Here is a 23,065-nt window from a genome sequence, read left to right as displayed (position 1 = left end):
ATGAAAATGGATTATAAAAAAAGTTATGACTTATGGTTAAATAATGAAAAATTTGATGAATTAACTCGTAAGGAATTAGAAGAAATAAAAGATAATGACGAAGAAATAAAGGATAGATTTTTTAGCTCTCTAGAATTTGGTACAGCAGGTCTTAGAGGAAAACTAGGTGCTGGTACAAATCGTATGAACGAATACATGGTTGCCCAAGCTACCCAAGGTTTTGCAGATACTATTGCTGAAATGGGAGAGGATGCAAAAAATTCTGGAGTTGCTATTTCTTATGATGTCCGTCATAAATCAGAAGAATTTGCAAAAATAACAGCAGAAGTTTTTGCTGCAAATGGTATAAAAGTATATATCTATAAAGAAATACAACCTACACCAGTTTTATCATATACAGTAAGACATCTAAAAACTTCAGCAGGTGTTATGATTACAGCTAGCCACAACCCAATGGAATATAATGGATACAAGGCTTACAATGCTGAAGGTAGTCAAATTTTAGATGAAACTGCAGATAAAATCTTAGGCCATATAGCAGAGCATCCAGACTTTTTCGAAATCCCACGTATAGATTTTGAAAAAGGTTTGAAAGATGGCATTATAGAGTGGGTGCCAGATAGTGTGGTAGAAGATTATGTAAAAGAAATCTTAGACTGTACTATAAATGAAGACATAGATAAAGATATCAACATTGTTTATACACCATTAAATGGTACAGGAAACAAATTAGTCCGTAGAATATTAGATGAACGAGGCTTTAAAAATATCCATGTAGTAGCAGAACAAGAAAACCCAGATCCAGATTTTACAACAGTTGGTTATCCAAATCCAGAAATGCCAGCAGCCTTTGAATACTCAGAAAAATTAGGAAAAGAAGTTGGAGCTGACCTATTACTTGCAACAGATCCTGATGCTGATAGATGTGCTGTAGAAATTAATGATGGAAATGGCGAATTTGTATTTTTAACTGGAAATAAAATCGGTGCCCTACTTACAAATTATATTTTAGAAGCCCTTGATAAAAATGGAGAACTACCAGAAAATGGGGCAGTAGTAAAATCTATAGTAACAGGTGATTTAATAGCTCCAATTGCTAAAAAATATGGAGTTAAAAAATATGATGTTCTAACAGGTTTTAAAAATATTTATGCAGTTGCAAATGAACTTGAAAGAACAGGTGATGGTAAATTTATCTTTGGTTTTGAAGAATCAATTGGCTATAACTACAAGGACTTTGTAAGAGATAAAGATGCTGTAAACTCAGCAATGATGATAGCTGAAATGGCAGCTTACTATAAAAAACAAGGCAAATCTTTACTAGATGTATTAGATGATATGTACAAAGAACATGGTTATTACTCAAACGATGTAATATCTATTACCCTTCAGGGGCTAGATGGTAAAGCTCGCATAGGTAGGATAATGGAAGAATTTAGAAACAATCCACTAGAATCTCTAGCAGATTTAAAAACTGTAAAAATTATCGATTACAAGTTAGATGAAACAGGGCTTTCAAAATCAAATGTATTAAAATACTACTTTGAAGATGAATCTTGGGTAGCTGTCAGACCATCAGGGACAGAACCAAAAATAAAACTCTACATCAATGCAGTATCAAAAGATGATATAAAAGCTGCAGATGATAAAAAAGAGCAATTAATTAGCCAAATGCAAAAAATAATTGATAGCGTAGAATAACACTTAAATGACTAGGGCAGATGCCCTAGTTTTTTGTTTATTTTTCTAAAGTTCAAAAATAAATCATATGTGGTAAAATATATACAAATCGTAAAGGATGGTTTATATGGAAAAATTTTTGAAAGCTGTTGATGATGTTTTTTCAGTGCAGGTTATAGGAAATTTAACCCTATACCAATTATTTTCAACAATATTAAAATACATATTTGTCATAGTAGTTTTTTATTTTATATATTCTATCATTAGAATTATCTACTATGATGTAAGAACAACACTTAAAAAAGAACAAGAATCAGATACCTATCTAAAACTTTTAAATAGAAATGATGGTTTTAGATTTATAGTCCAAGAGTATTACTTTATCGGAGAGGATAATACCATAGGACGTGATGATAGGAATAGTATTTGTATAAAAGATAAGTACTTATCAAAATTTCACGCCCGCATTATCCAAGATGAAGATATATATTTTCTAGAAGACCTAGATTCTGCAAATGGAACATTTTTAAATGATGAAAGGATTGAGGATGCCATAGAGCTTAAGTCAAATGACATAATCCATATTGGCCAGCTCCAATTCTTATTTATCCAAGGTGAAGAAAATGCTTAATACTATTGATGTAGAACAAAAAGAGAAAAAATATATTAGAAAATCAATATTTTTACTATTTATATTTTCATTTTTGGCCTTATCTTTGGCTTTGATTTTTAATATTTCTAATCTCTCAGCCACTGATTTTTATACCTACCTTGCTATTCTGGTTGTCATTGTTTTATCTACAATACTTACACCAAAGATTACCAAGGCGGATAATATACTCTTAATGATAGTAAATATGCTCTTTGCCATAGGAGTAGCTATGATTTATAGGCTTGACCCATCCTATGGTAAGAGACAATTACAATTTTATTTGATAGGTATAGTCCTATTTTTCTTAACTTTTTTTATTTTAAAAGTTTTTAATTTTTGGAGTAAGATTAGTTTATTTTATGTAGTAGTATCCATTGGTCTATTTATGGCGACCTTGGTATTTGGATCTTATATAGGTGGGGCAAAAAACTGGATTATCTTAGGACCTATTACAGTCCAGCCATCAGAATTTATAAAGATACCTCTAGCATTTTTTGTAGCAAGTTTTTATTCTAGATATAATGAAATATCTATGAAACCTTTTGGTAGATATTATATGAATATAATAATTTATGTATTCATAGGATTTTTATTTTTACAAAAAGATTTAGGAACAGCCCTTATATTTTTTGGGCTAATGATACTTGCTCAATTTGTCTATGAGAAAGATAGGGTGCTTATTACTATAAATATTGTTGCTATGATTTTTGGTTCGATTGTGGCTTACTTTCTATTTGGCCACGTAAGAATCAGAGTTGCCACTTGGCTAGATCCATGGAGTGATATAAATGCTACTGGCTATCAAATAACCCAAGCCTTATTTGCAACTGCAAGTGGGGGATTATTTGGAACAGGTATTGGTCTAGGCCATCCTGACTATATTCCTGTTGCGGAGTCTGATTTTATATTTTCTGCTATTTCAGAAGAAATGGGAATATTTATGGGGCTTGCTGTTATACTATTATTTATGATTTTAGTTTACAGGGCCTTTAAGATATCTTTAACCCAGCAGGATAAATTTTTTAGTATCCTAGCCTTTTCTATAGGAGTGTTATTTGCCTTTCAAACCTTTATAATCCTAGGAGGAGTTTTAAAAATAATCCCTCTAACAGGTGTAACCTTGCCTTTTATTTCCCAAGGTGGATCATCTATGCTTTCAGGTTTTATCCTGCTTGGATGTCTGCAATATTGTGCAAGTGATATTAAATATGGAGATGAGATAGATGAGTGATAAAAATAATCGCAAGGCTAGTAAAAAAAGAGCTCAAAAAGAAAGCTTTATAGAAAAAATAAAAAAACAAGAAGAAAAGCAAAGACTAAAAAATAGCCGTGAGCTTAAGGTCTTATCCAAATCAACATTAAATAAGCGTTTACTTTTTGTAATGATTTTCTTTGTAGTTTTATTTATGGGACTTGCTTTATACTTAGTTTATTTTGAACTATTTAAGGCAAAGACAGTGGCTAGCAATGAAAACAACCGTAGAAACTGGGTAAACGAAGAAAATATTGCTCGTGGTAAAATACTTGATAAAAATGGCAATATATTAGCTTATAGTGACATTGACCAAAACGGCAACCAAGTCCGCCATTATAATTATGGCAAAATTTCTTCAACAGTTACAGGCTATACTTCAAAAACTTACGGAAAAACTGGTATAGAAAAAACTTATAATAACTGGTTACTAAACCTAAAAGATGAAAACTTAAGTAATTTTAGAAAAATGGTAGTAACTAATGATGTTGGTAATGACCTGCATTTAACCATTGATCAAAATATCCAAAATCTTACTTATAATTACATGAGTAACTATGTTGGGGCAGCTGTAGTTATGAATCCCAAAACTGGCGATATCCTAGCTATGGTTTCAAACCCTACCTTTGATCCAAACTCAATTGATGCAAATTGGGAAAATCTAACTGCAAATAATAATGGGCCTTTGGTTAATAGGACAACAACTGGTTTATATAGACCAGGTTCAACTTTTAAAATAGTAACTGCAAATGCAATGCTAGAAAGTAACACTGACCAAAACTATGAAGATATGGGATCAGAGCTTATACAAAATTTTGAAATCAAAAACTTTGATGGTATATCTTTTGGTCATCTGGATTTAAGAAGTGCCTTTGTAAATTCATCAAATACTTACTTTGCCAAAAAAACTAATGATATGGGTAAGGAAAGCTTGATGAATATGACAGACAAATATATGTTCAATAAATCTTATCCATTTGATCTAGAAAAATATGATTCAAAAATACCTTATAAAGAATTAAACCAAGTAGATTTAGCTATGACAGGTTTTGGGTATGGAAAAACACAAGCGACACCGCTTCATATGGCCATGGTAGCGTCAACTATTGCAAATGATGGAATTATGATGCAGCCAAAGCTTGTAAAAACTATAACTGATAAAGAAGAAAAAAATGTATACAAAGCAAAAGATGAAAAATTATCTGTTGTAACCAGTAAAAGTAATGCAAATAATATACGTGATATGATGGTAGATGTAGTAAATGAGGGAACAGGAAGGGCTGCCTACATTGATGGAATTCAGGTAGCTGGAAAAACAGGGACAACTGATAAATCAAATGGATTTATAGATGCATGGTTTGTTGGTTTTGCGCCAGCCTATGATCCTAAAATTGCAATAGCAATTGTAGTTGAAGATGCGGCTGACACAGGAGGTGTAACCGTAGCACCAATTGCTAGAAATTTATTGGTTGACATATTTAACCAAGTAAATCTAGATTAGTTATATAAGCTTATTTTTGATATTTGACCAGTAATGGTTTTTATCAAGGATAAGCTTTTTTATTGTGTTTTGAGATACTTTAATATTGATTTTATAGTCTTTGGTAGAATATTCCTTACCATCGAAAATAAATACAGTATGATAGTTATCTCTTTTGGAAATTACTATATCAATAGTAGCATCCTCTGGGAGCACGATGGGGCTAATTATTGCGTTATTTAAATTTGAGTAAATAGGAGCAATAGGTGTTAGAGAATATCCTTTTAATGATTGGTGAAGGATTGACCCACCACAAGATAAGTTGTAGGCTGTAGATCCGTGAGGTGTGGCTATAATAAGCCCATCTCCAGAAAAATTTTCTACAAAATTGCCATCTATAAAAACTTTTAGCCTAACTATCTGATTTTTATTACTTTTAACCACTACTTCATTTAAAGATTCTATTTTTCTTTTATTAACAGTTGATTGTAAAATGGTTAACTCTTCTGTTTGATAGAGTCCATTTTTAAATGCTAGAATAAAGTCTTCAATCTCATTTACTTCTACTTCTTGGTAAAAGCCAAGATGACCTGTATTTATACCTATAAATGGTATAGATGTAAAGTTAGTATCGTGAACCGCCTTTAAAAAAGTGCCGTCTCCACCAATCACAAGATTTAACACAGCGTTCTTGTCATAATTTTTACTTACAACATAACCATGATTTTCTAACATTTGTTTTGTTTTGTAATAAACGCTTTTACTAAATTTTGATTTATTTTTAAAAATATTGATAACATTTGTCATTTATCTCTACCTCTCATAGTAATTATAACATAGATAAAAAAATCCTATAATAAAATATTTACCTGGCAATTTTTTTAATTTTTGAAAAAATTTTCCTTAAGATAAACATTGATATAAAGATATTGTAGCTTATTTTATGAAAAAGTTTTGTTGCAATAGCCTTATCAATATATTATAATTGATATATCCTAAGGCGAATAGGCCCGAATTTAAACCTACAACTTTTATAAGGGATTGCGTCGTCCTAGTTTGGATGGAAAGCCTCCTTTGAGTGGACTTCAGAAATACTAGGCAGCTTGCCCACCTTCACACAAGCGAAGGTATTAAAGTAAGGGCCACCTTAGGATTTTTTTAAATAATTGTTATATGTTACTTTAAGTGGGTATATAATAATTAGTACAATTTAAAGGAGAGATATATATGTCAATAGCAGATTATATTGAAGACAGAGCAAGAGCTAAACAAAGAGAAATTAAGTATGAAATTTGGAAAGCTAAAAATCATGATAGCAGAATGAGAACTCAAGGGGCTTTACTTGGAGCACTTGTAGGTGTATCTGCAGGTATTTTATTAGCTCCAAAATCTGGTAAAGAAACTAGAGAAGATATTGGTGAAGCGTTTGATGAAACAATTAGAACAGTAAAAGAAACTTCTACTGATTTAGTTGATAATGCAAAAGATACTTACGAAGATATTAAATATAGAGCTTACACAGACTTAGAACCAGTTAGAGAAGGTTTTGATTATGGTAAAGAAATAGCAAGACAAACTGGTGATCAAATTGCAGAAACTGCTGATAATGTAAAAGAAAACGTAGCAGAAGGCGCAAGTGAAGTTTCAAAAATAGTTTCTAACACAGCAAGTGATGTTGCAGAAGATGTAAAATCTGGTGCAAAAGAAGCTAAAGAAGTTGCTGATGAAAAAGGCATCGACATTAAAGATGAAGCTCAAAAAGGTAAAAAAGAAGTAAAAGAAAATACTGAAAAAGCAGTAGATGAAGCTAAGGCTACTGGCAAACAAGTAAAAAAAGATATCGAAAATAAGAAAAAAAACTAGGGAGTTTTAAATGCTAACAATAAACTTTAATCTTCTTGGAAATATTATCCTTACTATAGTAGGAATCATTGCTTTAGTTTATTTAATATTAACACTAAAAAGTGCTAACGAACTAGTAAAGAAAATCCACGGAGTACTAGATAAAAATGAAGATAACATTGATCAAGTAATTGATAAACTTCCTGGAGTTGTTGATCAAGCTAACATGTTAGTAAACAACGTAAACACAGTTGTTCAAGATCCTAACCTAAGAATGGCAATTGCCAAAGCAAATGATACAATGACTAACGTTAATAGTATCACTGATGATATTAGAGACACTGTAAACTATGTTGGCGAAACAGCTATAGATAGCATTGATACAGTTGGTGCTGGTATTGCATCAGTTGGTGATTACTCAAGCTTAGTTGTTGATGTTGTTGATATAGTTAGAAACGTAATATCAGGTAGATAATAAAAGACAAAAGGTCATCTTAGGATGACCTTTTTTGATGAAAAGAGGTAAATATGGGGCAACCAACAATAAAAGATGTGGCCAAACTTGCCGGCGTTTCTATATCTACAGTGTCAAGAGTTATGAATAACTCAAAGCCAGTTAGTCCAGAAGCTAGGCAAAAAGTATTAGATGCCATAGCAAAACTAGATTTTAAACCAAATGAGTTAGCAAGATCTCTCGTTATGAGAAAATCTAATTTAGTTGGAGTTATAGTAGAAGACATAGGTATAGAATATATGGCTCAACTTATTAGAGGTATAGAAGAAATAGGTAGAGTATATAAATACGATATTCTTTTACAAAGTTCATATGGAGATGAAAATGCGCTTAATAACTCAATTGATTTTCTAGCAACTAAACAAGTAGAAGGATTTATTATAATTACGCAAAATTTATCTGATGAAGCTTTATTAAAATTAAGAGAAACAAGAATACCTTTTATCTTATTAGATAAATTCCATGCATATAAAAATCTTACAACTGTAAAAGTTGACTATAAAAAAGAGCAGTATAATTTGACCAAGTATTTATTTAGCCAAGGTAATGATAATGTATTATTTATTGGCGATAAAGCTGATAATGTACTAAATAATGCAAAAATTGCCGGTTATAGGGAAGCTATAGAAGAATTAGGTAAAGAAGAATTTATAGTGAAAATTGATGGGATAACTAGCAATGATGGGTATAACATAGGTAAGGAAGCTATAGATGTTTGTAAAGAAAATGGGATCACAGCAGTTTCGTTATTGAATGATGAAGTTGCGATTGGATTTATAGATTATTGTGCTGACAATGGTATAAAAGTGCCAGACGATATATCTGTGGCCGGTTTTGGTGATTCATCTATTGCAAGCATTTATAGACCAAATCTAACCACTGTTGCCATTCCTTACTATGATATTGGTGCAATTTCCATAAGGGCTTTAATAAAACGAATCAAAAAAGAAGATGAAATTTTAGATAAAGATTGGATTATAGATTGTAATATAGTTGCTAGGGAATCAAGCAAATAGGTTGGTTGAAAAGCGTTTATAAAACACTATAATATTATTATGAATTAAGAGGAGGCTATTATGGCAGAAAGAAACGTTGTTATTACAAATGAAACAGGTTTACACGCAAGACCTGCTGCATCATTAGTACAATTTGTAAAAAATTATCCAGGTGAAGTTAAAATAATAAAAGAAGGAAAAGAAGCAAACGCAAAATCTATCTTTAATGTAATGAGCCTTGGTATTGCTAAAGGAACAGAAATTACTTTAGTAGTAGAGGGTGAAGATGAAGATAAATTTGCAGATGAATTAGTAGATTTTATTGAAAACTTATCAGAATAAAACTAAACTTTTAAGGATACTGATTAGTATCCTTTTTTTTATAGATAATTAGGAAAGGATAACTATGAATACTAAACACGAAGGAATTATAGCTAGTAATGGAATTGCCATTGGTACAATTTATTTATTTAATAGAGAAGAAGTTGTAGTTGATGAGACAAAAATAGATGAGAACATGGTTGATGATGAGAAAAACCGTGTAAAATCTGCTATTGATGATTATATAAGTGAATTAAATAATACAGAAGGAGCTAATGAAGCTCAAATTAACATCGCTAATGCTCATAAAGAACTTCTTCAAGACCCATATTTTTCAGATACTATAGATGCTAAAATAGTTAATGAATTAAAAAACTCAGAACTAGCTTTAAATGAAACCATAAATGAAATGGTAGAAATAATGAGCCAAATAGATGATGAGTATTTAAAAGAACGTGCCAGTGACTATAAAGATATAGGCTATCAATTAATGTATAAACTTAAAGGAATAAAACCAAAAGATTTATCTTTAATTGAAAAAGGCTCAATAGTTATTTCAAAAGAACTAACTCCATCTGATACTTCAAATATGAATAAAGAAAATGTAGTTGCTTTTGCAACTGACCTTGGTGGTAAAACAAGCCACACATCAATCATAGCTCAAACTTTAGATATCCCAGCCTTAGTTGGTATGCAAGATATATCAGAAAAAGTTGAAGGTGGAGAAAAAGCTATCATCGATGGCGATCAAGGAATCATTATTATAGATCCTTCTGATGATGTAGTGGCAGAATACGAAAATAAACTAAAAGAGCAAAATGAAAAACGTGAAAGACTAAAAGAAGTTAAAGATAAAGAATCTATAACAACAGATGGGAAAAAAGTAGAAGTATCTGCAAATATAGGAAATATCGAGGACTTAAAAGCTGCCATAGAAAATGGTTGTGATGGAGTAGGTCTATTTAGAACCGAGCTTTTATATATGGAAAATGACCACTTCCCAACAGAAGAAGAACAATTTGAAGTATACAAAGAAGCTACACAGATGCTAGGGGAAAAATCACTTATAATAAGAACTCTAGATATAGGTGGAGATAAGGGTCTAGATTATTTCGAGTTTCCTGTAGAAGAAAACCCATTTTTAGGCTATAGAGCTATAAGACTATGCCTTGATAGAGAAGATATTTTTATTACACAACTAAAAGCTTTAATAAGAGCCTCTGCTTTTGGTAACTTAAAAATAATGATTCCAATGGTTATCAATATTTCTGAATTTAAAAGAACTATAGAATTAATAGACGATATCAAAAAAGAGTTTGATCAAAATGGAGTAGATTATAATAAAGAATTAGAAGTAGGTATCATGATCGAGACACCTGCATCAGTATTAATGGCTGATAAATTTATAAAATATGTTGACTTCTTCTCAATTGGTACAAATGACTTATCCCAATATACTCTAGCAGTTGATAGAGGTAATGAAAATATTTCTGACCTTTATTCTAACTACAATCCAGCTGTCCTTAAAGCTATTAAACATGTAATAGATGAATCTCACAAGGCAGGTAAATGGACTGGTATGTGTGGTCAATTTGCATCAGATACTCAAGCTACAAAATTGCTTTTAGGTATAGGATTAGACGAATATTCTGCATCACCAAATAAAATTGCAGAAGTAAAAGATACAATAATTAAATCTAACCAAAAAGATGAAGAAGAATTTGCTATTAAATTATTAGACTTAGAAACTCCAGAAGAAGTAGAAGAAAAGGTTAAAGAACACAATTAAGCAAATGCCAGTTTATATAAAAAATCAAATTGAAAATATAAGTTATTTTAAAAATAGCAATATAGTTATAGAAGAAATAAACTTTTTAAATCACGATAAGTATAGGGTAGTTACTAGCACTGGTACCTACCTGGTAAGTCTATATGCAAAAGAAAATTATGATAAATTTGCATCTTTAGCAGACAATGAAGGTGATATATTAGAAAAAGGTCCATTAGATTCCGAAAATATCTATGAAGTAACTAGGATTATAAAAACTTATAGGCTAGATGAATATTTAACTAATCATAGTCCGAAAGAGAATTATAATTTAGGACTATCATTTGGAAGATTACTTAGAAATCTTCATGATATAAAACCAGATCAATCAGTAGATTGGTATGAAACATTTAATACAAAAGCAAATTACCTTTTTTTTATGCATGGAGTAAACGAATATATAGGTGATGATGACTACATTCTGATTGATTATATAAACGGAAATAAACATCTAACGAAAAATATTCGTCAGTCTTATATTTATAACACAATTGACTATGATAATATTTTAATCGATGAAAATAATAAAATTGAAATTTCAGGACTAGATTTTAAAAAAGTGGGCGATGGAGTATTTGATTTTGCTCAGGTAAATAATTTTGCTATAAAATCATCAGATTTTGTAAGAGGATCCTATGATGGGTACTTTAATAATCAAAAAGCTCCTGGAAAATTTTTTAGACTCTTAGCTTTATATTCTGCCTATAATATTTTATATGAGTTAGTAGAGTATAGAGATGGAAGTAACATTGACTACAATAAGGATGAAATAGAAGAGCTTCTAAAAATCTTTGATAATTTTAATACAGATATACCTAGTTGGATAAAAGAGGGCTATTAGCCTTCTTTTTTACTTAATTGTATAAAACTTTATTTTGTGATAGACTTTTATTATAAAAAATACGGAGGTGACTAGTGAGAAAGAACTTTTACATATTTATTGGAGCTATTTTAATGGCAACAGGTTTATATTTTTTCTTATTACAACATAATATATCGGCCGGTGGGCTTTCAGGACTTTCTCTTGTAATGTCTCAACTGATACCAGTTCCCCTAGGAATTATAAACTTAATATTAAATGTTATTGTTCTGACCTTGGGAGCTGTTTTTATTAGTAAAAAATTTGCGCAAAAATCAATACTTGCTGCGGTAACTTTATCAGTTACTATAATTATTTTAGAAAACTTATTCCCAGATGTAATATTAACAAATGATATGATATTAAATGTTATCTTTGGACCGTTAATTATTGCAGTGGGTTTAGGACTAATATTTTATAATGGTGGATCATCTGGTGGATCTGATGTAATAGCAACTGTTATAAATAAATATAAAGAAATACCGATGCACATTAGTTTATTTTGTACAGATTTTACCATTATAATGATATCCATGGTTGTACTAGGAGTTGAACCATCATTATATGCTGTTTTAGCTGTAATCATTCAATCTATTTGTCTTGATTATGTCAGCCAAGGTTTGGGTAGAAAAATTGCAGTATTTATTATTAGTGATAAGTACACTGAAATAAATGACTTATTGACTAAAAAATACCACAGAGGAGTTACCCTACTTCATGCAGAAGGTGGTTATACTCGTAGGGATAAAAAATTAGTACTTACAATATCAAACGTTAGAAGTTTCCCTGTTATAAGAGAAGAAATCTTACAAATGGACGATAAAGCTTTCATATTCTCATACACTATTTCAGAAGTATTTGGTGAAGGATTTACTATGAAAGAACTAAGATAGGAGAGAATTATTAAAGAATTTAGAATAAAGAGATTTAACAAGAATAAAGCATATCTTGCCACAAAATTTGGTGATGCCATAATAGATAAAAAAGAAGTAAGAGATAAGAATCAAGGTGATAGTGTAAAGGCGTATATCTACCAGGATTTTAATAATACTTTAAAAGCTACAACTGATTTTCCTTACCAATTTGATAAAGTCTATGATTTAAAGGCAGTCCAAATTGATAAAAAAGGCGTTTATTTTGAAATGCCAAATAAAAACCATATATTTATGCCATTCTCTGAAAGAACTTATAGGATAATATTAGATATGATTTATCCTGTTGCTTTTAAAGTGGATAGTAATGGTGAAGTTTATTTAACTTCAAAAATACGAGATCTCCTATCAACTGATCATGAATTTGAGGAAAATGATGATGTTAGTGGTAGAATTTACTCCATTAATAAGTCCATAGGTGCTTTTATAGCAATTGATGGCAAATACGATTCACTTTTAAGAATTGATGAATTAAAAGGGGTATTTGTAGAAGGAGAGTTAGTAAATGCAAGGGTAAAAGAAGTAAAGTCTGATGGTAAAATTGAACTATCCTTAAGAAAAAGAGCTCATCTTGAAATAGATAATGATAGTGATAAAATCCTAGATTATCTTTATGAAAATGACGGAGTAGTTTACCTATCAGATAAATCTAGCCCAGCAAAAATTAATCAGGTCTTTGGCATGAGCAAATCAAGCTTTAAACGTGCTATAGGAAGATTGTATAAGAACAATGATATCAAAATTTTTGATAACAAAATAGAATTAGTAAAGAGGATTTAATGACTGAAAATAAATTATTAGCAGAAGTAAATGGTAAAGAAATATATCTAAGTGATGTATACGAACTTATGCAAGGGATGCAAGATCGAGAAAGATTTAATAATGATGAAGGAATCAATGTACTTGCAGATGAACTTGTTAACCAAGAATTACTATTAGAAGATGCTAAAGCAAAAAAATATGATGAAGAAAAAGAATTTTCTGAAGAATTAGAAGTAGTAAAAAATAATATGCTCAAAAACTATGCTATGCATAAACTTTTTGAATCAATTGAAATTACTGATGATGAATTAGAAAAATATTACAATAATAACAAAGAAACTTTATTTTCACCTATAACCTATACAGCTAGTCATATCTTAGTAGAAGATTTAGAACAAGCAAATAAGATATATGATGAAATTAAAGATGGTAAAGACTTTGCCAAAGCCGCAGAAGAATATTCTCTAGATCCATCAGCTAGAAATGGTGGTCAGTTAGGATCATTCCCTAAAGGAGTTATGGTAAAAGAATTCCAAGATGGTTTAGACTCTTTAAAAGTAGGAGAAATTTCTAAACCAGTAAAGAGTGAATTTGGTTACCACATTATTAAATTAGATGATAAAAAAGAAATAGAAAGCACTTTCGAAGAGATAAAAGATCAAGTAAAATCAACTTACGAAATGTTAAAAAGACAAGAAAAATATGTGGAATTAGTAAACAAATTAGCTAAAAATGCTGAGGTTAAAAAATTCTACTAGGCAAAGCTTATGGATTATGAAAATATAACTAATAATCTAAAATATAATATAAAGCATACTATGGCCTATGAAGACGTGGAGACATCGGCGGATGTAGTGAATAAATTTATCCTAGAAAAAGCTCACGATCATAATTATGAGGTCATAGACTTAATTGATTCTTATTACATTAAAAAAGGAGTCTATCCAAAAGCCCTCATACACTTAAATGCAGACGCTAAATTTTTATATAAAGATTTAAAATTTGAAGAAAGTGATGGGGGTAGAATCCTTGCTGGCAAAAATATATATTTATTTAATGCAATTTTTGTTATAGCATCACTTCTTGACTTATCAAGTAATGATTTTGATGTATTAATAACTAACAATAATATTCAAAATGATATAAAAAATTATAGTAACTTAAAGGATGTCATAAGAACTGATAATGTAATAAACCTCAATTTACGTCAATCTAAGTGTATAGCTGATGAATTTAGTGCTCTAAACTTATTAAATGTAAAACTTCCTATAGAAAGAAAAGAACAAGAAGATACAATTAAAAGTTATAAGTTATCTTTTTCTAATTTAATCGGTGGACATACTGGTGAAGATTTAGATAAAGTTAGATTAAACTCAATTAAAACGGTCATGGGTTTTATAAGAAAAATAAAATCTAAAGTTGATATAGACATTGTAAAATTCCAAGGTGGAGATAGATACGACTATATACCAAGCTATTCAAGTATTGATTTTACTGTTAAAAGTGAATATGAAAATGAACTAATAAATACATTTAATCTATATAAAAATGAATATATAGAAAAAAATCTAAAGTATGAGCCCGATATGGATATAGTTTTAAATGAAGAGCAAGAAAAAAGTTCTAAACCTTTATCAGATAAATCTTTTAGCCACTTATCATCACTTGTTGAACTCTTACCAACTGGAGCATATTCAGTAAATTCAAATAATAATCAATTAATTAGCTCCATTAATTTATCAACAGTAAGAACATTTGAAGATTACATTAACTTTATAATAGTCCTAAGGTCCTTATCTGAAGAAAGTATGAATGAAATGCTTGATAAGGCAAAAACTGCCGCTAGTATAAGTGATAGTAAGATTATAAATGGGCTTAAACTACCAAGATGGAAAAATCCTGATAATTCCTTAACTGAAATATTTATTAAAGCCTACGAACAATTAACAGGAGACCACCTAGAAGTAGTTAAAACTCAGTATTCTTTAGATTCGAGCATGATATTTTTAAACTTAGATGTTAAGATTGTATCTATAGGGGTAGAATATAAACAAAGAGATGATAATATGTTTTTCACTGACTTAGCAGAAATTATTTCTGTTATTAATGTGATCGACAATGTATTAACATATATATAAATAAGGAGCTAATATGACAGAAAAAATAGAACTTCATGGACATGAATTAGAATTTCAAAAAAATAATGGCAAAGCTGTAATAGAAATTGACTTAGGTGATGCTACTGATGAATGTTATCTAATTGATGTATTCTCAGTAGATGGAACAGATTATGTAGCCCTTATTTCTAGCGAGTCTAATGAAATATATCTATTCTATTATGAAGATTCATTTGAAAATGATGAAGTTGATTTAAAAGTTATAGAAGATGAAGAAGAATTAGAAGAAGTATTCCACTTATTTACTCACTATTGGGATGATGAAGCTCTAGATAATCTAGTAGAAGAGTATGACAATGAAATTGAACATTATGGCAATGAAGAGGAAATAATTGAGGATTCTGAATCAATAGATGAGTAGTCCGTATTATTCAATAAGTGAGTATTATAAAGATACCTATGGCGAAAAAGTATATAAGCTTCCTATAAAACTTTCTCTAACTTGTCCCAACCGTGATGGTGCTGCTTGCTATGGAGGATGTATATTTTGTAGCGAGAGTGGAGGTAGTTTTGAAAACTTGCCATCATATCTAACAGTAGAAGAGCAGTTAGAAGAGAATAAATCTTATATAGGCAGTAGGTATAAAGCAAAAAAGTTTATTGCATATTTTCAAAATTTCACCAATACTTACATGTCTTTAGATGAGTTTAAAGAAATCATCAAGGCTTGTAATAAAGATTATATAGTTGCTGTTTCTATATCAACCAGATCAGACTCTGTTACAGAGGATAAATTAATATTTCTTAATGAGTGGTCAAAAGAAACTGGCAAAGATATAATTTTTGAACTTGGTTTACAAACAGCAAACTACAAAACCCTAGAAATTTTAAATAGGGGCGAAGATTTGGCAGATTTTATCTATGCTTGTAATTTGATAAATAAGTATAATTTTAGAATATGCACCCATGTTATATTATCTCTACCATGGGATGATATAAAGGATGTAAGGCAAACTGCTAAAATAATTAATGCCTTAGGTGTAAAAGAAGTTAAGGTTCATTCCTTATTTGTAATAAAGGATACAAAACTTTATCAAATGTATAAAAATAATGAATTTACAATGCCAAGTAAGCAAGAATATGAAGAGAATGTCATTGAATTTCTTAGATTAATCAAAAAAGATGTAGCAGTTCAAAGACTTGTAGGTAGAGCTCCACAAGAAGAAACAGCATTTTGTAACTGGGATACTTCTTGGTGGGCGATTCGTGATGAAATAGTAGAAATTATGAATAATAATGGATTTGTCCAAGGAGATAAGTCCGAAAGAATAATTTATGATAAAATCAAGGGGGTATAGAAAATGATTTATTATGTATTAGGACAATCTGGAACAGGTAAAACACAATATCTTGTAGATGAAGCTAATAAAGAAAAAGAAAAAGATATCAACAATATAGTATTTATCAATACAGATGATGATAAGACTAGAATCTTAGATCACAAAGTTAGAGTAATTAATGCAAAATCATATGGTATTTGCTGCAGATGCTCATTAAAAGGATTTATCGCTGGTATCCTTGCTCGTGACTACGATATTGGAAAAGTGTATGTTGACGGAATCTATGACATTCTTGATTTAGATAGTGAAGGTTTAGAAAAATTAACAAATGATTTAAACGAACTTTCAGAATATGCAAAAGCTGATATTTATCTAGGTTTAGACTGGTCAAAAGATGATATACCTGAATCAACTAAGGCTAACATTATTGAAGTTAAATAATAAATTAGTATATGGCCGTCTCTTTGAGACGGTTTTTTAATTATGATGAATGAAAATGAAAAATTGAAGCTATTCGAAACTTTTAGAAAGGAATCGATAGATTTATTAGAAGAATCAAAGGTAGATAAAGAAACTTTCTTAGCTACAAACCTAGCTTTTTTAGAAAAACTAAATCTTAAACCTTTTACAAATATAAAAAGTATAAGCCAAGCCTTATATAATTATCATTATTACAATCTCTTAGCTAAAAAATCTAATTTAGATGCTCAAAAAATAATCCATAACACAAAAAAGAAAAAGCAATATGTAAAAAATATTAACCAAAGAGAAAATTATTATTATCTAAAAGATATGGCTACCCTACGTTTATTAGAGCTTTTAAATTATGAGGATATAGAAAGTTATTACATAATTTTAAAATCCACGAGATTAAAGGGAGAAATTTTTGAAATTCATGTTAAATCCTTGGATCAGGCAATACTTCACTCCAAAAGTAAAGTAATTCTCCAAAATTTAAGAGACCATGATGTTTTTATAGAAGAAGAAAGACAATCGCTTATTGATTCTTATGTAAATAAAACTTATTAATATGATAGAGATAACTATAACCAAAAATGATGCTAATCAAAGATTCGATAGATTTTTAAGGAAATATTTTGAAAATGCTCCCTTATCTGTAATTCAAAAAAATATACGTAAAAAGAATTTTAAAATAAACGGTAAAAGAGCAAAGGCTGACACATACATTTATGAAGATGACCTCATAGCTATGTATATATCTGATGAAAATTATAATAAATGGCTAACAAAAACAGATTTTAAACCTACTGATTTCAATCTAGATATCGTTTTTGAAGATAAAAATATAATAATAATGGATAAAGAAAGTGGATTATTGACTCATTCTACTAGTAAGGCTGATTATGGAAATAATTTAGTTGATTACATGCTTTCTTACTTATATAAGACTAATCAAGTAGATAAAAGCGATAAAACTTTTAATCCAGCAGTGGTAAATAGGCTAGATAGAAATACTGCAGGTCTTATAATAGGTGCTAAAAATGCAAACGCTCTAAGGTCTTTAAATAAAGCTATGAGGGATAATAAAATCGATAAGTATTATCTAACAATTGTAAAAGGTGAAATAACCGAAAAATTTACAATAGATACTACGATTAGAAAGAATGAAAGTAAAAATAAAGTTAAAAGCGCAGGAAATGGATCAAGAATAATTACTCATTTTAGGCCTCTGGAGACAAATGGTAAGTATACTTTATTAGAATGCGAGCTTATAACTGGTAAAACTCATCAAATCAGATTTTCTCTAGCAAAAAATAACACTCCTATTATAGGGGATAGAAAATATGGTGATAAGAGTACTAATAAATTAGTTAATGATAAATTTAAAATAAATAATCAAATATTACTAGCTTATAAAGTTCACTTTAACGATATTAAAAATCTAGAATATTTAAAAGATAGAACGTACGAGTCTCATAAAATTAATGAAATATTAAATTTAAAAGAAAAAATTTTTAGCTTATAGGGTGGGATATGGATAAAGTTATAGGAATAGATCTTGGCGGAACTAAGATAAATGCGTGTTTAATAAATAAAAATGGTGAAATAATCCAAAGAAGTGCTGTAAAAACAGAGGCTAAAAAAGGTAAAGATGTAGTTTTAAATAATATAAAAAAATCTATAGAAGCCTTGGATTATAAAGATGCTATTGCAATAGGTATAGGAACACCTGGTTTTATAGATACTGAAAATGGAATTGTTACATTTTCTGGAAATATTGAGGGCTGGACTGGATTGAATTTAAAAAAAGCAATAGAAGAATTTGTTGATATTCCTGTTTTTGTAGAAAATGATGCAAATATAGCTCTTTTAGCAGAAAAATGGATTGGATCAGGAAAAAATTATACTGATATTGTTTTGGTAACCTTGGGTACGGGTGTAGGTGGAGCAGTCTATAATGAAAAATCTGGTTTATTAAAAGGTTCAAATTTTCAAGGAGCTGAGCTTGGACATATAATTTTACACCCACAAGGAGATTCTTGCACATGCGGCCAAAATGGTTGCGTAGAAGCTTATTGTGCTGGAACAGCTATTTCTAAAAATTATGAAAAGCTTACTGGTAAAGTTTTGGACGGGGAAGATATATTAAAAAAATCAAATGAAGATTTAAATGCCAAAAAAGTATTAGAAGATTTTCAAAGTAACTTATCGTATTTCTTAACTAGTTTAAGAAATATATTTGACCCTGAAGCTATCATAATTGGTGGAGGAGTTATACACTCCAAAGACATATGGTGGGATGGAATGATCAATAAATTTGAAAATATTTGCAATAATTCGAAAAATATTGATATAGTTGCTGCACAATTTTTAAATGAAGCAGGAGTAATAGGCGCTGGAAAAATTGCTTTTGAAAGGATGAGTAATGGAAAATAATAAGGTTTTAATCCTAGATGATGAAGATTCTATAAGACAATTTATGAAAATAAATTTGGAATATCAGGGTTATCAAACTGTTGAAGCTGCTACTGGAGAAGAAGCTTTAAGATTATTTGAAGAAGAAAATCCAGCCGTAGCTATCCTAGATGTAATGTTACCGGGAATAAGTGGATTTGAAGTTTGTGAGTCTATAAGAGAAAAATCTCCTAGAACTGGAATAATAATGGTTTCAGCAAAGTCTCAGGATATAGACAAAATACTTGGTCTAGAACGAGGAGCGGATGATTATATTATAAAACCATTTAATCCCCAGGAGCTAATACTTAGAGTTCGATCTCTTATGCGTAGAGTAAACTTAAATGCTCCTAAGTTAGAAGAAAAGAATGCAGATACAATGTCTGATGGACCTTTTACATTAAATTTATACTCTAAAACTTTTTATAAAGACCAAAAAGAGATAGATGTAACTCCAACAGAGTTTGCAATCCTTAAAAATTTCATTCAAAATAAAGGAAAGGCTATGACCCGTGATGAAATTATGGCTCAAACTTGGGGAGAGAATTATAGTAATGATACAAAAATAGTTGATGTAAATATTAGAAGAATAAGAGCTAAAATAGAAGAAGACCCAGCAAAACCTCAGTATATTGAAACTGTATGGGGTACAGGATATAGATGGAAGTAGAAAAAACAAATAAATTATTAAAACAAAATAATTCATATAGGCAAACTATAATTCGTATTATTATGCTTTTTGTCGTTACAGTAGTAATAGGATTTGAAATATTTGCTTACAATAGTATAAAAAATTATTATGACTCAGCCTTAGTTGGATCTATGCAAAATCAAGCTAGAATAAATCAACTCCAATTTAATACTTATACGAATAGATATGATTTATCTGATATTATAATTGGAGATAAAAACTCTTTTTATAGGAATAATGAAACCCAAGTTCAAATTTTAGATAATTCTGGAGTAGTTTTATTTGACTCGCAAGCTACTAATCAAGTAGGAACTAAGCTTCCTCAAACTGATGTTAGCGAGGCTAGAGAAGGTAAGCAAAGTACTTATAAAAGTCTAAATCCTCAAACAAATGAAGAAATTATTTCCTTATCTTATCCTTTAACTGCCAATGAAAATCAGGTTGGAATATTAAGACTAACTTCATCATTAACTGAAGTAAATACAAAAGTAAGAAATGATATGTTTTTTTACATATTATTTGGTTCTATAGTTGTTATAGTGGCTTTTTTTGTAGCATTGATAGCTTCTAGACGCGTTATTGCGCCTATCTTAGACTTAATAGGAGTATCAGAAAAATTAGCTGCAGGTGATTTTAAAGAAAAAGCGAAAGTAAATGGTAATGATGAGTTATCTGAACTTGCTTCAACTATTAACTTTATGAGTGATAGTATCATAAAAAGAGAAGATATGAAAAATGAATTTATTTCTTCAGTATCTCATGAACTTAGAACTCCTTTAACTTCTATAAAGGGATGGGCTATTACCCTTCAGTCAAAAGATATTCAACAAAACCCAGATATGCTAAATCAAGGATTAAGCATTATTGAGAGTGAAGGGGATAGGCTATCAATGATGGTGGAAGATTTGTTAGACTTTTCAAGACTTCAATCGAGTAATTTTAAATACAATAAAGATAAAATTGATATAGTAGAACTAGTTAAACAAGTCCACACCCAGTTAACACCTAGATCTGATAATGAAGGTATAAATTTTACATTTACTAGTATATATAAATCAGTAATGGTATATGCAGATAAAAATCGCATGAAAGAAGTATTTATAAATATAATTGATAATGCTATTAAGTTCACTAGCGAAGGTGGTAATATAGATATTCTTATTGACCAAGCTGGTGATAATGTATCTGTTACTATAAAAGATAATGGTGAAGGAATAAAAGAATATGAGATAGCCTTTGTATCAAGTAAATTTTATAAGGGCAGTTCATCAAAATCACAGACTGGTTTAGGTTTATCTATATGTGAAGAAATTATTAAAGCTCATGATGGAAAACTTATAATAAAAAGTAAGTATGGTTCAGGAACATCAGTTATTGTAGAGATACCGAGGTTAGATGATGATAAAGAAAACTAGATATATATTTGGATTTTTATTTTTTTTCTTGCTTACTTCATGTGCCCAATCAAAGTCTCAAGACTTAAGTGATTTGATAAAAACTCCAGAACTTGCAAGTCCAGTTTTAGAGGGGACTTGGCAGGTTAGTGAAGTAGAAAGAATAACTGGAAATTCATCTGAAAAAACACCTAAGTTAGGTGAAAAACTGTATATTGATAAAAAACTGGTAGCAATGAATGATGATTACGCATTTCCACCAACTTTTAGTTCAAAATATGTAAACTTATATGATTATTTAGCTGCTAGAGGCTATGATTTTCAAAAAATAAATAGAGATGATTCTGCTGTTGTTGTAAATGCTTCAGAAGGTCAATTTTTTTCTAGAGATTTTATTCAAAGAAGTAAAGATGAAATATTTTTTATAGCTGATGATAATATTATATATTTAACAAAACTATCTAACACAGTTGATCAACAAATAATTGATAAATATACTAGTCTTGCTAGTAAAGAACGATTAGATAGTAATGATCAAATTAAAGCAAAGGAAAACATAGGATTATTACTTTCAGTAAGAGAAAGAAAAGATTTATCAGATGGTAAACAAGATTATAATTATTATACTTACTTTATAAAAATAAATCCTGAAGATGAAGTTAGCTTTAAAAAGGCAAAAGACATATTTTTTAGAGGTCCAAATGAATATTGGAAAGCTAAATCCAAAAAAAGTAAAGTTACTGGACTTTACGATAATATTGAAGCCTTTCCAGCAAGATTAGAAGAAGATATGGATGATAACGAAAATATAGTTCGCTACACTTATAAGGACTTTTCTAAGGATATAAAAATAAATTATGTAGATATGGACTATATCTCATTTTCTTATACAACTGATTTAGATGATAACACTATAAATAAATACGGTGTCCTTGGAACTAATGAGTTAAAGGATAACAATCTTATAAATATATCAGAATTTACTGGCGAAGAAGATGCTAGCGATCAGCTAAGAGAAATGGTTATAAATGAAACATCTAATAAAAATGAAGATACAAATCCTGAAAATGTAACAGTCGATCCAACAAACTTTGGGTTAGTACGAGATAATGGTTTGTGGACCCTACAGACATCACTTTATACAAAAGAAGGTCAACAAAGAGCATCAAGTCAAATTCCTATAAGAAACTATATAGAGGAGAATTCAGATCAAGCGCCATCAGTTACTCGTGATCAGGTTAGAAATATAAATACTCAAGAAAAAGATTATTTTGTTATACAAAATTCTAACTATTTAATAATACAAACTGCAGATGAAATTTTATTTCACAAAATTAGTGATGGAGTTATTGATAAAAAACCATTCTTTTCAATACAAACTTCAAATCCTACATCAATTATAGGATTAGACCAGCAAAATGGTACAAATGTTGAAAGCTTAGAAGAAACTTTTAGCTCATCAAATGAGATAGTTGATGAAAATTAATTTA

24 protein-coding genes, 1 other RNA gene and 1 pseudogene are annotated in these 23,065 nt (G+C 29.8%); 25 read left to right on the top strand and 1 reads right to left on the bottom strand.

Going from position 1 to position 23,065, the window contains the following annotated elements:
- The first annotated feature begins 6 nt into the window (after nucleotides 1-6).
- The 4 genes from ACCQ40_RS05745 (at nucleotide 7) to ACCQ40_RS05730 (ending at nucleotide 5,085) form a co-directional block, all read left to right on the top strand.
- Nucleotides 7-1,701 carry a phospho-sugar mutase gene (locus ACCQ40_RS05745; protein WP_410032985.1) on the top strand — a complete coding sequence of 565 codons (1,695 nt, stop codon included), beginning with the start codon at nucleotides 7-9 and terminating at the stop codon, nucleotides 1,699-1,701.
- A 106-nt stretch (nucleotides 1,702-1,807) separates the two neighbouring features.
- Complete coding sequence (locus ACCQ40_RS05740) at nucleotides 1,808-2,311, top strand: FHA domain-containing protein (protein WP_394011466.1); 504 nt, start codon at nucleotides 1,808-1,810, stop codon at nucleotides 2,309-2,311.
- Entirely contained in the window at nucleotides 2,304-3,563 is a 1,260-nt protein-coding gene (locus tag ACCQ40_RS05735) for an FtsW/RodA/SpoVE family cell cycle protein (protein ID WP_410032984.1), read from the top strand. The genes ACCQ40_RS05740 and ACCQ40_RS05735 overlap by 8 nt, the downstream gene beginning before the upstream one ends.
- Nucleotides 3,556-5,085, top strand: a complete 1,530-nt coding sequence (locus tag ACCQ40_RS05730; protein ID WP_410032983.1) for a peptidoglycan D,D-transpeptidase FtsI family protein — start codon at nucleotides 3,556-3,558, stop codon at nucleotides 5,083-5,085. Before ACCQ40_RS05735 ends, ACCQ40_RS05730 begins: the two co-directional genes overlap by 8 nt.
- On the opposite strand, the gene ACCQ40_RS05725 is transcribed toward ACCQ40_RS05730, so the two are convergent.
- A complete protein-coding gene (locus ACCQ40_RS05725) occupies nucleotides 5,086-5,871 on the bottom strand; it encodes an NAD(+)/NADH kinase (protein ID WP_410032982.1) in 786 nt (261 codons plus the stop codon).
- A 182-nt stretch (nucleotides 5,872-6,053) separates the two neighbouring features.
- On the opposite strand from ACCQ40_RS05725, the gene ssrS reads away from it, so the two are divergent.
- The 21 genes and pseudogenes from ssrS to ACCQ40_RS05620 all read left to right on the top strand — a co-directional run bounded on the left by ssrS (nucleotide 6,054) and on the right by ACCQ40_RS05620 (nucleotide 23,061).
- Nucleotides 6,054-6,222, top strand: a non-coding RNA gene (gene ssrS, locus ACCQ40_RS05720) — 6S RNA.
- A gap of 69 nt (nucleotides 6,223-6,291) precedes the next feature.
- Nucleotides 6,292-6,927, top strand: coding sequence for a YtxH domain-containing protein (locus ACCQ40_RS05715; RefSeq protein ID WP_394018270.1), 636 nt, complete (start codon nucleotides 6,292-6,294; stop codon nucleotides 6,925-6,927).
- Between the two features lie 10 nt (nucleotides 6,928-6,937).
- On the top strand, nucleotides 6,938-7,381 hold the full coding sequence (locus ACCQ40_RS05710; protein WP_394018268.1) for a hypothetical protein: 444 nt from the start codon (nucleotides 6,938-6,940) through the stop codon (nucleotides 7,379-7,381).
- Between the two features lie 53 nt (nucleotides 7,382-7,434).
- A complete protein-coding gene (locus ACCQ40_RS05705; RefSeq protein ID WP_410032981.1) occupies nucleotides 7,435-8,436 on the top strand; it encodes a LacI family DNA-binding transcriptional regulator in 1,002 nt (333 codons plus the stop codon).
- A 60-nt stretch (nucleotides 8,437-8,496) separates the two neighbouring features.
- Nucleotides 8,497-8,757 carry an HPr family phosphocarrier protein gene (locus ACCQ40_RS05700; RefSeq protein ID WP_394011473.1) on the top strand — a complete coding sequence of 87 codons (261 nt, stop codon included), beginning with the start codon at nucleotides 8,497-8,499 and terminating at the stop codon, nucleotides 8,755-8,757.
- Between the two features lie 64 nt (nucleotides 8,758-8,821).
- On the top strand, nucleotides 8,822-10,525 hold the full coding sequence (gene ptsP / locus ACCQ40_RS05695) for a phosphoenolpyruvate--protein phosphotransferase (protein WP_410032980.1): 1,704 nt from the start codon (nucleotides 8,822-8,824) through the stop codon (nucleotides 10,523-10,525).
- Between the two features lie 4 nt (nucleotides 10,526-10,529).
- A complete protein-coding gene (locus ACCQ40_RS05690; RefSeq protein ID WP_410032979.1) occupies nucleotides 10,530-11,405 on the top strand; it encodes a hypothetical protein in 876 nt (291 codons plus the stop codon).
- Between the two features lie 74 nt (nucleotides 11,406-11,479).
- Nucleotides 11,480-12,316, top strand: a complete 837-nt coding sequence (locus tag ACCQ40_RS05685) for a YitT family protein (protein ID WP_394011476.1) — start codon at nucleotides 11,480-11,482, stop codon at nucleotides 12,314-12,316.
- A 6-nt stretch (nucleotides 12,317-12,322) separates the two neighbouring features.
- Nucleotides 12,323-12,478: pseudogene (locus tag ACCQ40_RS05680) on the top strand (RNA-binding protein); the annotation flags it as partial.
- Nucleotides 12,479-12,565: 87 nt separating this feature from the next.
- Nucleotides 12,566-13,135: a S1 RNA-binding domain-containing protein gene (locus tag ACCQ40_RS05675; protein WP_394011477.1), complete on the top strand. Its 570-nt coding sequence runs from the start codon at nucleotides 12,566-12,568 to the stop codon at nucleotides 13,133-13,135.
- Nucleotides 13,135-13,875, top strand: a complete 741-nt coding sequence (locus ACCQ40_RS05670) for a peptidylprolyl isomerase (RefSeq protein ID WP_410032978.1) — start codon at nucleotides 13,135-13,137, stop codon at nucleotides 13,873-13,875. Before ACCQ40_RS05675 ends, ACCQ40_RS05670 begins: the two co-directional genes overlap by 1 nt.
- 9 nt (nucleotides 13,876-13,884) lie before the next feature.
- Nucleotides 13,885-15,255 (top strand): zinc-binding metallopeptidase family protein, encoded by a 1,371-nt coding sequence (locus ACCQ40_RS05665; protein WP_410032977.1) that lies wholly within the window; start codon nucleotides 13,885-13,887, stop codon nucleotides 15,253-15,255.
- Between the two features lie 13 nt (nucleotides 15,256-15,268).
- Complete coding sequence (locus ACCQ40_RS05660) at nucleotides 15,269-15,655, top strand: DUF1292 domain-containing protein (RefSeq protein WP_394011480.1); 387 nt, start codon at nucleotides 15,269-15,271, stop codon at nucleotides 15,653-15,655.
- Nucleotides 15,648-16,592, top strand: coding sequence for a tRNA modification radical SAM protein MnmL/YtqA (gene mnmL / locus ACCQ40_RS05655; RefSeq protein ID WP_410032976.1), 945 nt, complete (start codon nucleotides 15,648-15,650; stop codon nucleotides 16,590-16,592). The genes ACCQ40_RS05660 and mnmL overlap by 8 nt, the downstream gene beginning before the upstream one ends.
- A 3-nt stretch (nucleotides 16,593-16,595) precedes the next feature.
- Complete coding sequence (locus tag ACCQ40_RS05650) at nucleotides 16,596-17,015, top strand: hypothetical protein (RefSeq protein WP_410032975.1); 420 nt, start codon at nucleotides 16,596-16,598, stop codon at nucleotides 17,013-17,015.
- A gap of 42 nt (nucleotides 17,016-17,057) precedes the next feature.
- Nucleotides 17,058-17,603, top strand: coding sequence for a DUF6648 family protein (locus tag ACCQ40_RS05645; protein WP_410032974.1), 546 nt, complete (start codon nucleotides 17,058-17,060; stop codon nucleotides 17,601-17,603).
- A 1-nt stretch (nucleotide 17,604) separates the two neighbouring features.
- The gene (locus ACCQ40_RS05640; RefSeq protein ID WP_410032973.1) at nucleotides 17,605-18,561 is read left to right on the top strand and encodes an RluA family pseudouridine synthase; all 957 of its coding nucleotides are present in this window, start codon (nucleotides 17,605-17,607) and stop codon (nucleotides 18,559-18,561) included.
- Between the two features lie 8 nt (nucleotides 18,562-18,569).
- Nucleotides 18,570-19,472: an ROK family protein gene (locus tag ACCQ40_RS05635; RefSeq protein ID WP_410032972.1), complete on the top strand. Its 903-nt coding sequence runs from the start codon at nucleotides 18,570-18,572 to the stop codon at nucleotides 19,470-19,472.
- A complete protein-coding gene (locus ACCQ40_RS05630; protein WP_410032971.1) occupies nucleotides 19,462-20,160 on the top strand; it encodes a response regulator transcription factor in 699 nt (232 codons plus the stop codon). Before ACCQ40_RS05635 ends, ACCQ40_RS05630 begins: the two co-directional genes overlap by 11 nt.
- Nucleotides 20,151-21,596: a sensor histidine kinase gene (locus ACCQ40_RS05625; protein WP_410032970.1), complete on the top strand. Its 1,446-nt coding sequence runs from the start codon at nucleotides 20,151-20,153 to the stop codon at nucleotides 21,594-21,596. Before ACCQ40_RS05630 ends, ACCQ40_RS05625 begins: the two co-directional genes overlap by 10 nt.
- Nucleotides 21,577-23,061, top strand: a complete 1,485-nt coding sequence (locus ACCQ40_RS05620) for a hypothetical protein (protein ID WP_410032969.1) — start codon at nucleotides 21,577-21,579, stop codon at nucleotides 23,059-23,061. The genes ACCQ40_RS05625 and ACCQ40_RS05620 overlap by 20 nt, the downstream gene beginning before the upstream one ends.
- The last annotated feature ends 4 nt before the right edge of the window (nucleotides 23,062-23,065 follow it).

Source organism: Anaerococcus cruorum (assembly GCF_046365495.1).
GTDB classification, from domain to species: Bacteria; Bacillota; Clostridia; order Tissierellales; family Peptoniphilaceae; genus Anaerococcus; species Anaerococcus cruorum.
This window is presented reverse-complemented; position numbering and strand designations above follow the sequence as displayed.

Excerpts from the sequence above, each read along its gene's own strand:
- ACCQ40_RS05745 (WP_410032985.1), top strand. The coding sequence starts at position 7 with ATGGATTATAAAAAAAGTTATGACTTATGGTTAAATAATGAAAAATTT.
- ACCQ40_RS05740 (WP_394011466.1), top strand. The coding sequence starts at position 1,808 with ATGGAAAAATTTTTGAAAGCTGTTGATGATGTTTTTTCAGTGCAGGTT.
- ACCQ40_RS05735 (WP_410032984.1), top strand. The coding sequence starts at position 2,304 with ATGCTTAATACTATTGATGTAGAACAAAAAGAGAAAAAATATATTAGA.
- ACCQ40_RS05730 (WP_410032983.1), top strand. The coding sequence starts at position 3,556 with ATGAGTGATAAAAATAATCGCAAGGCTAGTAAAAAAAGAGCTCAAAAA.
- ACCQ40_RS05725 (WP_410032982.1), bottom strand. The coding sequence starts at position 5,871 with ATGACAAATGTTATCAATATTTTTAAAAATAAATCAAAATTTAGTAAA.
- ACCQ40_RS05715 (WP_394018270.1), top strand. The coding sequence starts at position 6,292 with ATGTCAATAGCAGATTATATTGAAGACAGAGCAAGAGCTAAACAAAGA.
- ACCQ40_RS05710 (WP_394018268.1), top strand. The coding sequence starts at position 6,938 with ATGCTAACAATAAACTTTAATCTTCTTGGAAATATTATCCTTACTATA.
- ACCQ40_RS05705 (WP_410032981.1), top strand. The coding sequence starts at position 7,435 with ATGGGGCAACCAACAATAAAAGATGTGGCCAAACTTGCCGGCGTTTCT.
- ACCQ40_RS05700 (WP_394011473.1), top strand. The coding sequence starts at position 8,497 with ATGGCAGAAAGAAACGTTGTTATTACAAATGAAACAGGTTTACACGCA.
- ptsP (WP_410032980.1), top strand. The coding sequence starts at position 8,822 with ATGAATACTAAACACGAAGGAATTATAGCTAGTAATGGAATTGCCATT.
- ACCQ40_RS05690 (WP_410032979.1), top strand. The coding sequence starts at position 10,530 with ATGCCAGTTTATATAAAAAATCAAATTGAAAATATAAGTTATTTTAAA.
- ACCQ40_RS05675 (WP_394011477.1), top strand. The coding sequence starts at position 12,566 with ATGCCAAATAAAAACCATATATTTATGCCATTCTCTGAAAGAACTTAT.
- ACCQ40_RS05670 (WP_410032978.1), top strand. The coding sequence starts at position 13,135 with ATGACTGAAAATAAATTATTAGCAGAAGTAAATGGTAAAGAAATATAT.
- ACCQ40_RS05665 (WP_410032977.1), top strand. The coding sequence starts at position 13,885 with ATGGATTATGAAAATATAACTAATAATCTAAAATATAATATAAAGCAT.
- ACCQ40_RS05660 (WP_394011480.1), top strand. The coding sequence starts at position 15,269 with ATGACAGAAAAAATAGAACTTCATGGACATGAATTAGAATTTCAAAAA.
- mnmL (WP_410032976.1), top strand. The coding sequence starts at position 15,648 with ATGAGTAGTCCGTATTATTCAATAAGTGAGTATTATAAAGATACCTAT.
- ACCQ40_RS05650 (WP_410032975.1), top strand. The coding sequence starts at position 16,596 with ATGATTTATTATGTATTAGGACAATCTGGAACAGGTAAAACACAATAT.
- ACCQ40_RS05645 (WP_410032974.1), top strand. The coding sequence starts at position 17,058 with ATGATGAATGAAAATGAAAAATTGAAGCTATTCGAAACTTTTAGAAAG.
- ACCQ40_RS05640 (WP_410032973.1), top strand. The coding sequence starts at position 17,605 with ATGATAGAGATAACTATAACCAAAAATGATGCTAATCAAAGATTCGAT.
- ACCQ40_RS05635 (WP_410032972.1), top strand. The coding sequence starts at position 18,570 with ATGGATAAAGTTATAGGAATAGATCTTGGCGGAACTAAGATAAATGCG.
- ACCQ40_RS05630 (WP_410032971.1), top strand. The coding sequence starts at position 19,462 with ATGGAAAATAATAAGGTTTTAATCCTAGATGATGAAGATTCTATAAGA.
- ACCQ40_RS05625 (WP_410032970.1), top strand. The coding sequence starts at position 20,151 with ATGGAAGTAGAAAAAACAAATAAATTATTAAAACAAAATAATTCATAT.
- ACCQ40_RS05620 (WP_410032969.1), top strand. The coding sequence starts at position 21,577 with ATGATGATAAAGAAAACTAGATATATATTTGGATTTTTATTTTTTTTC.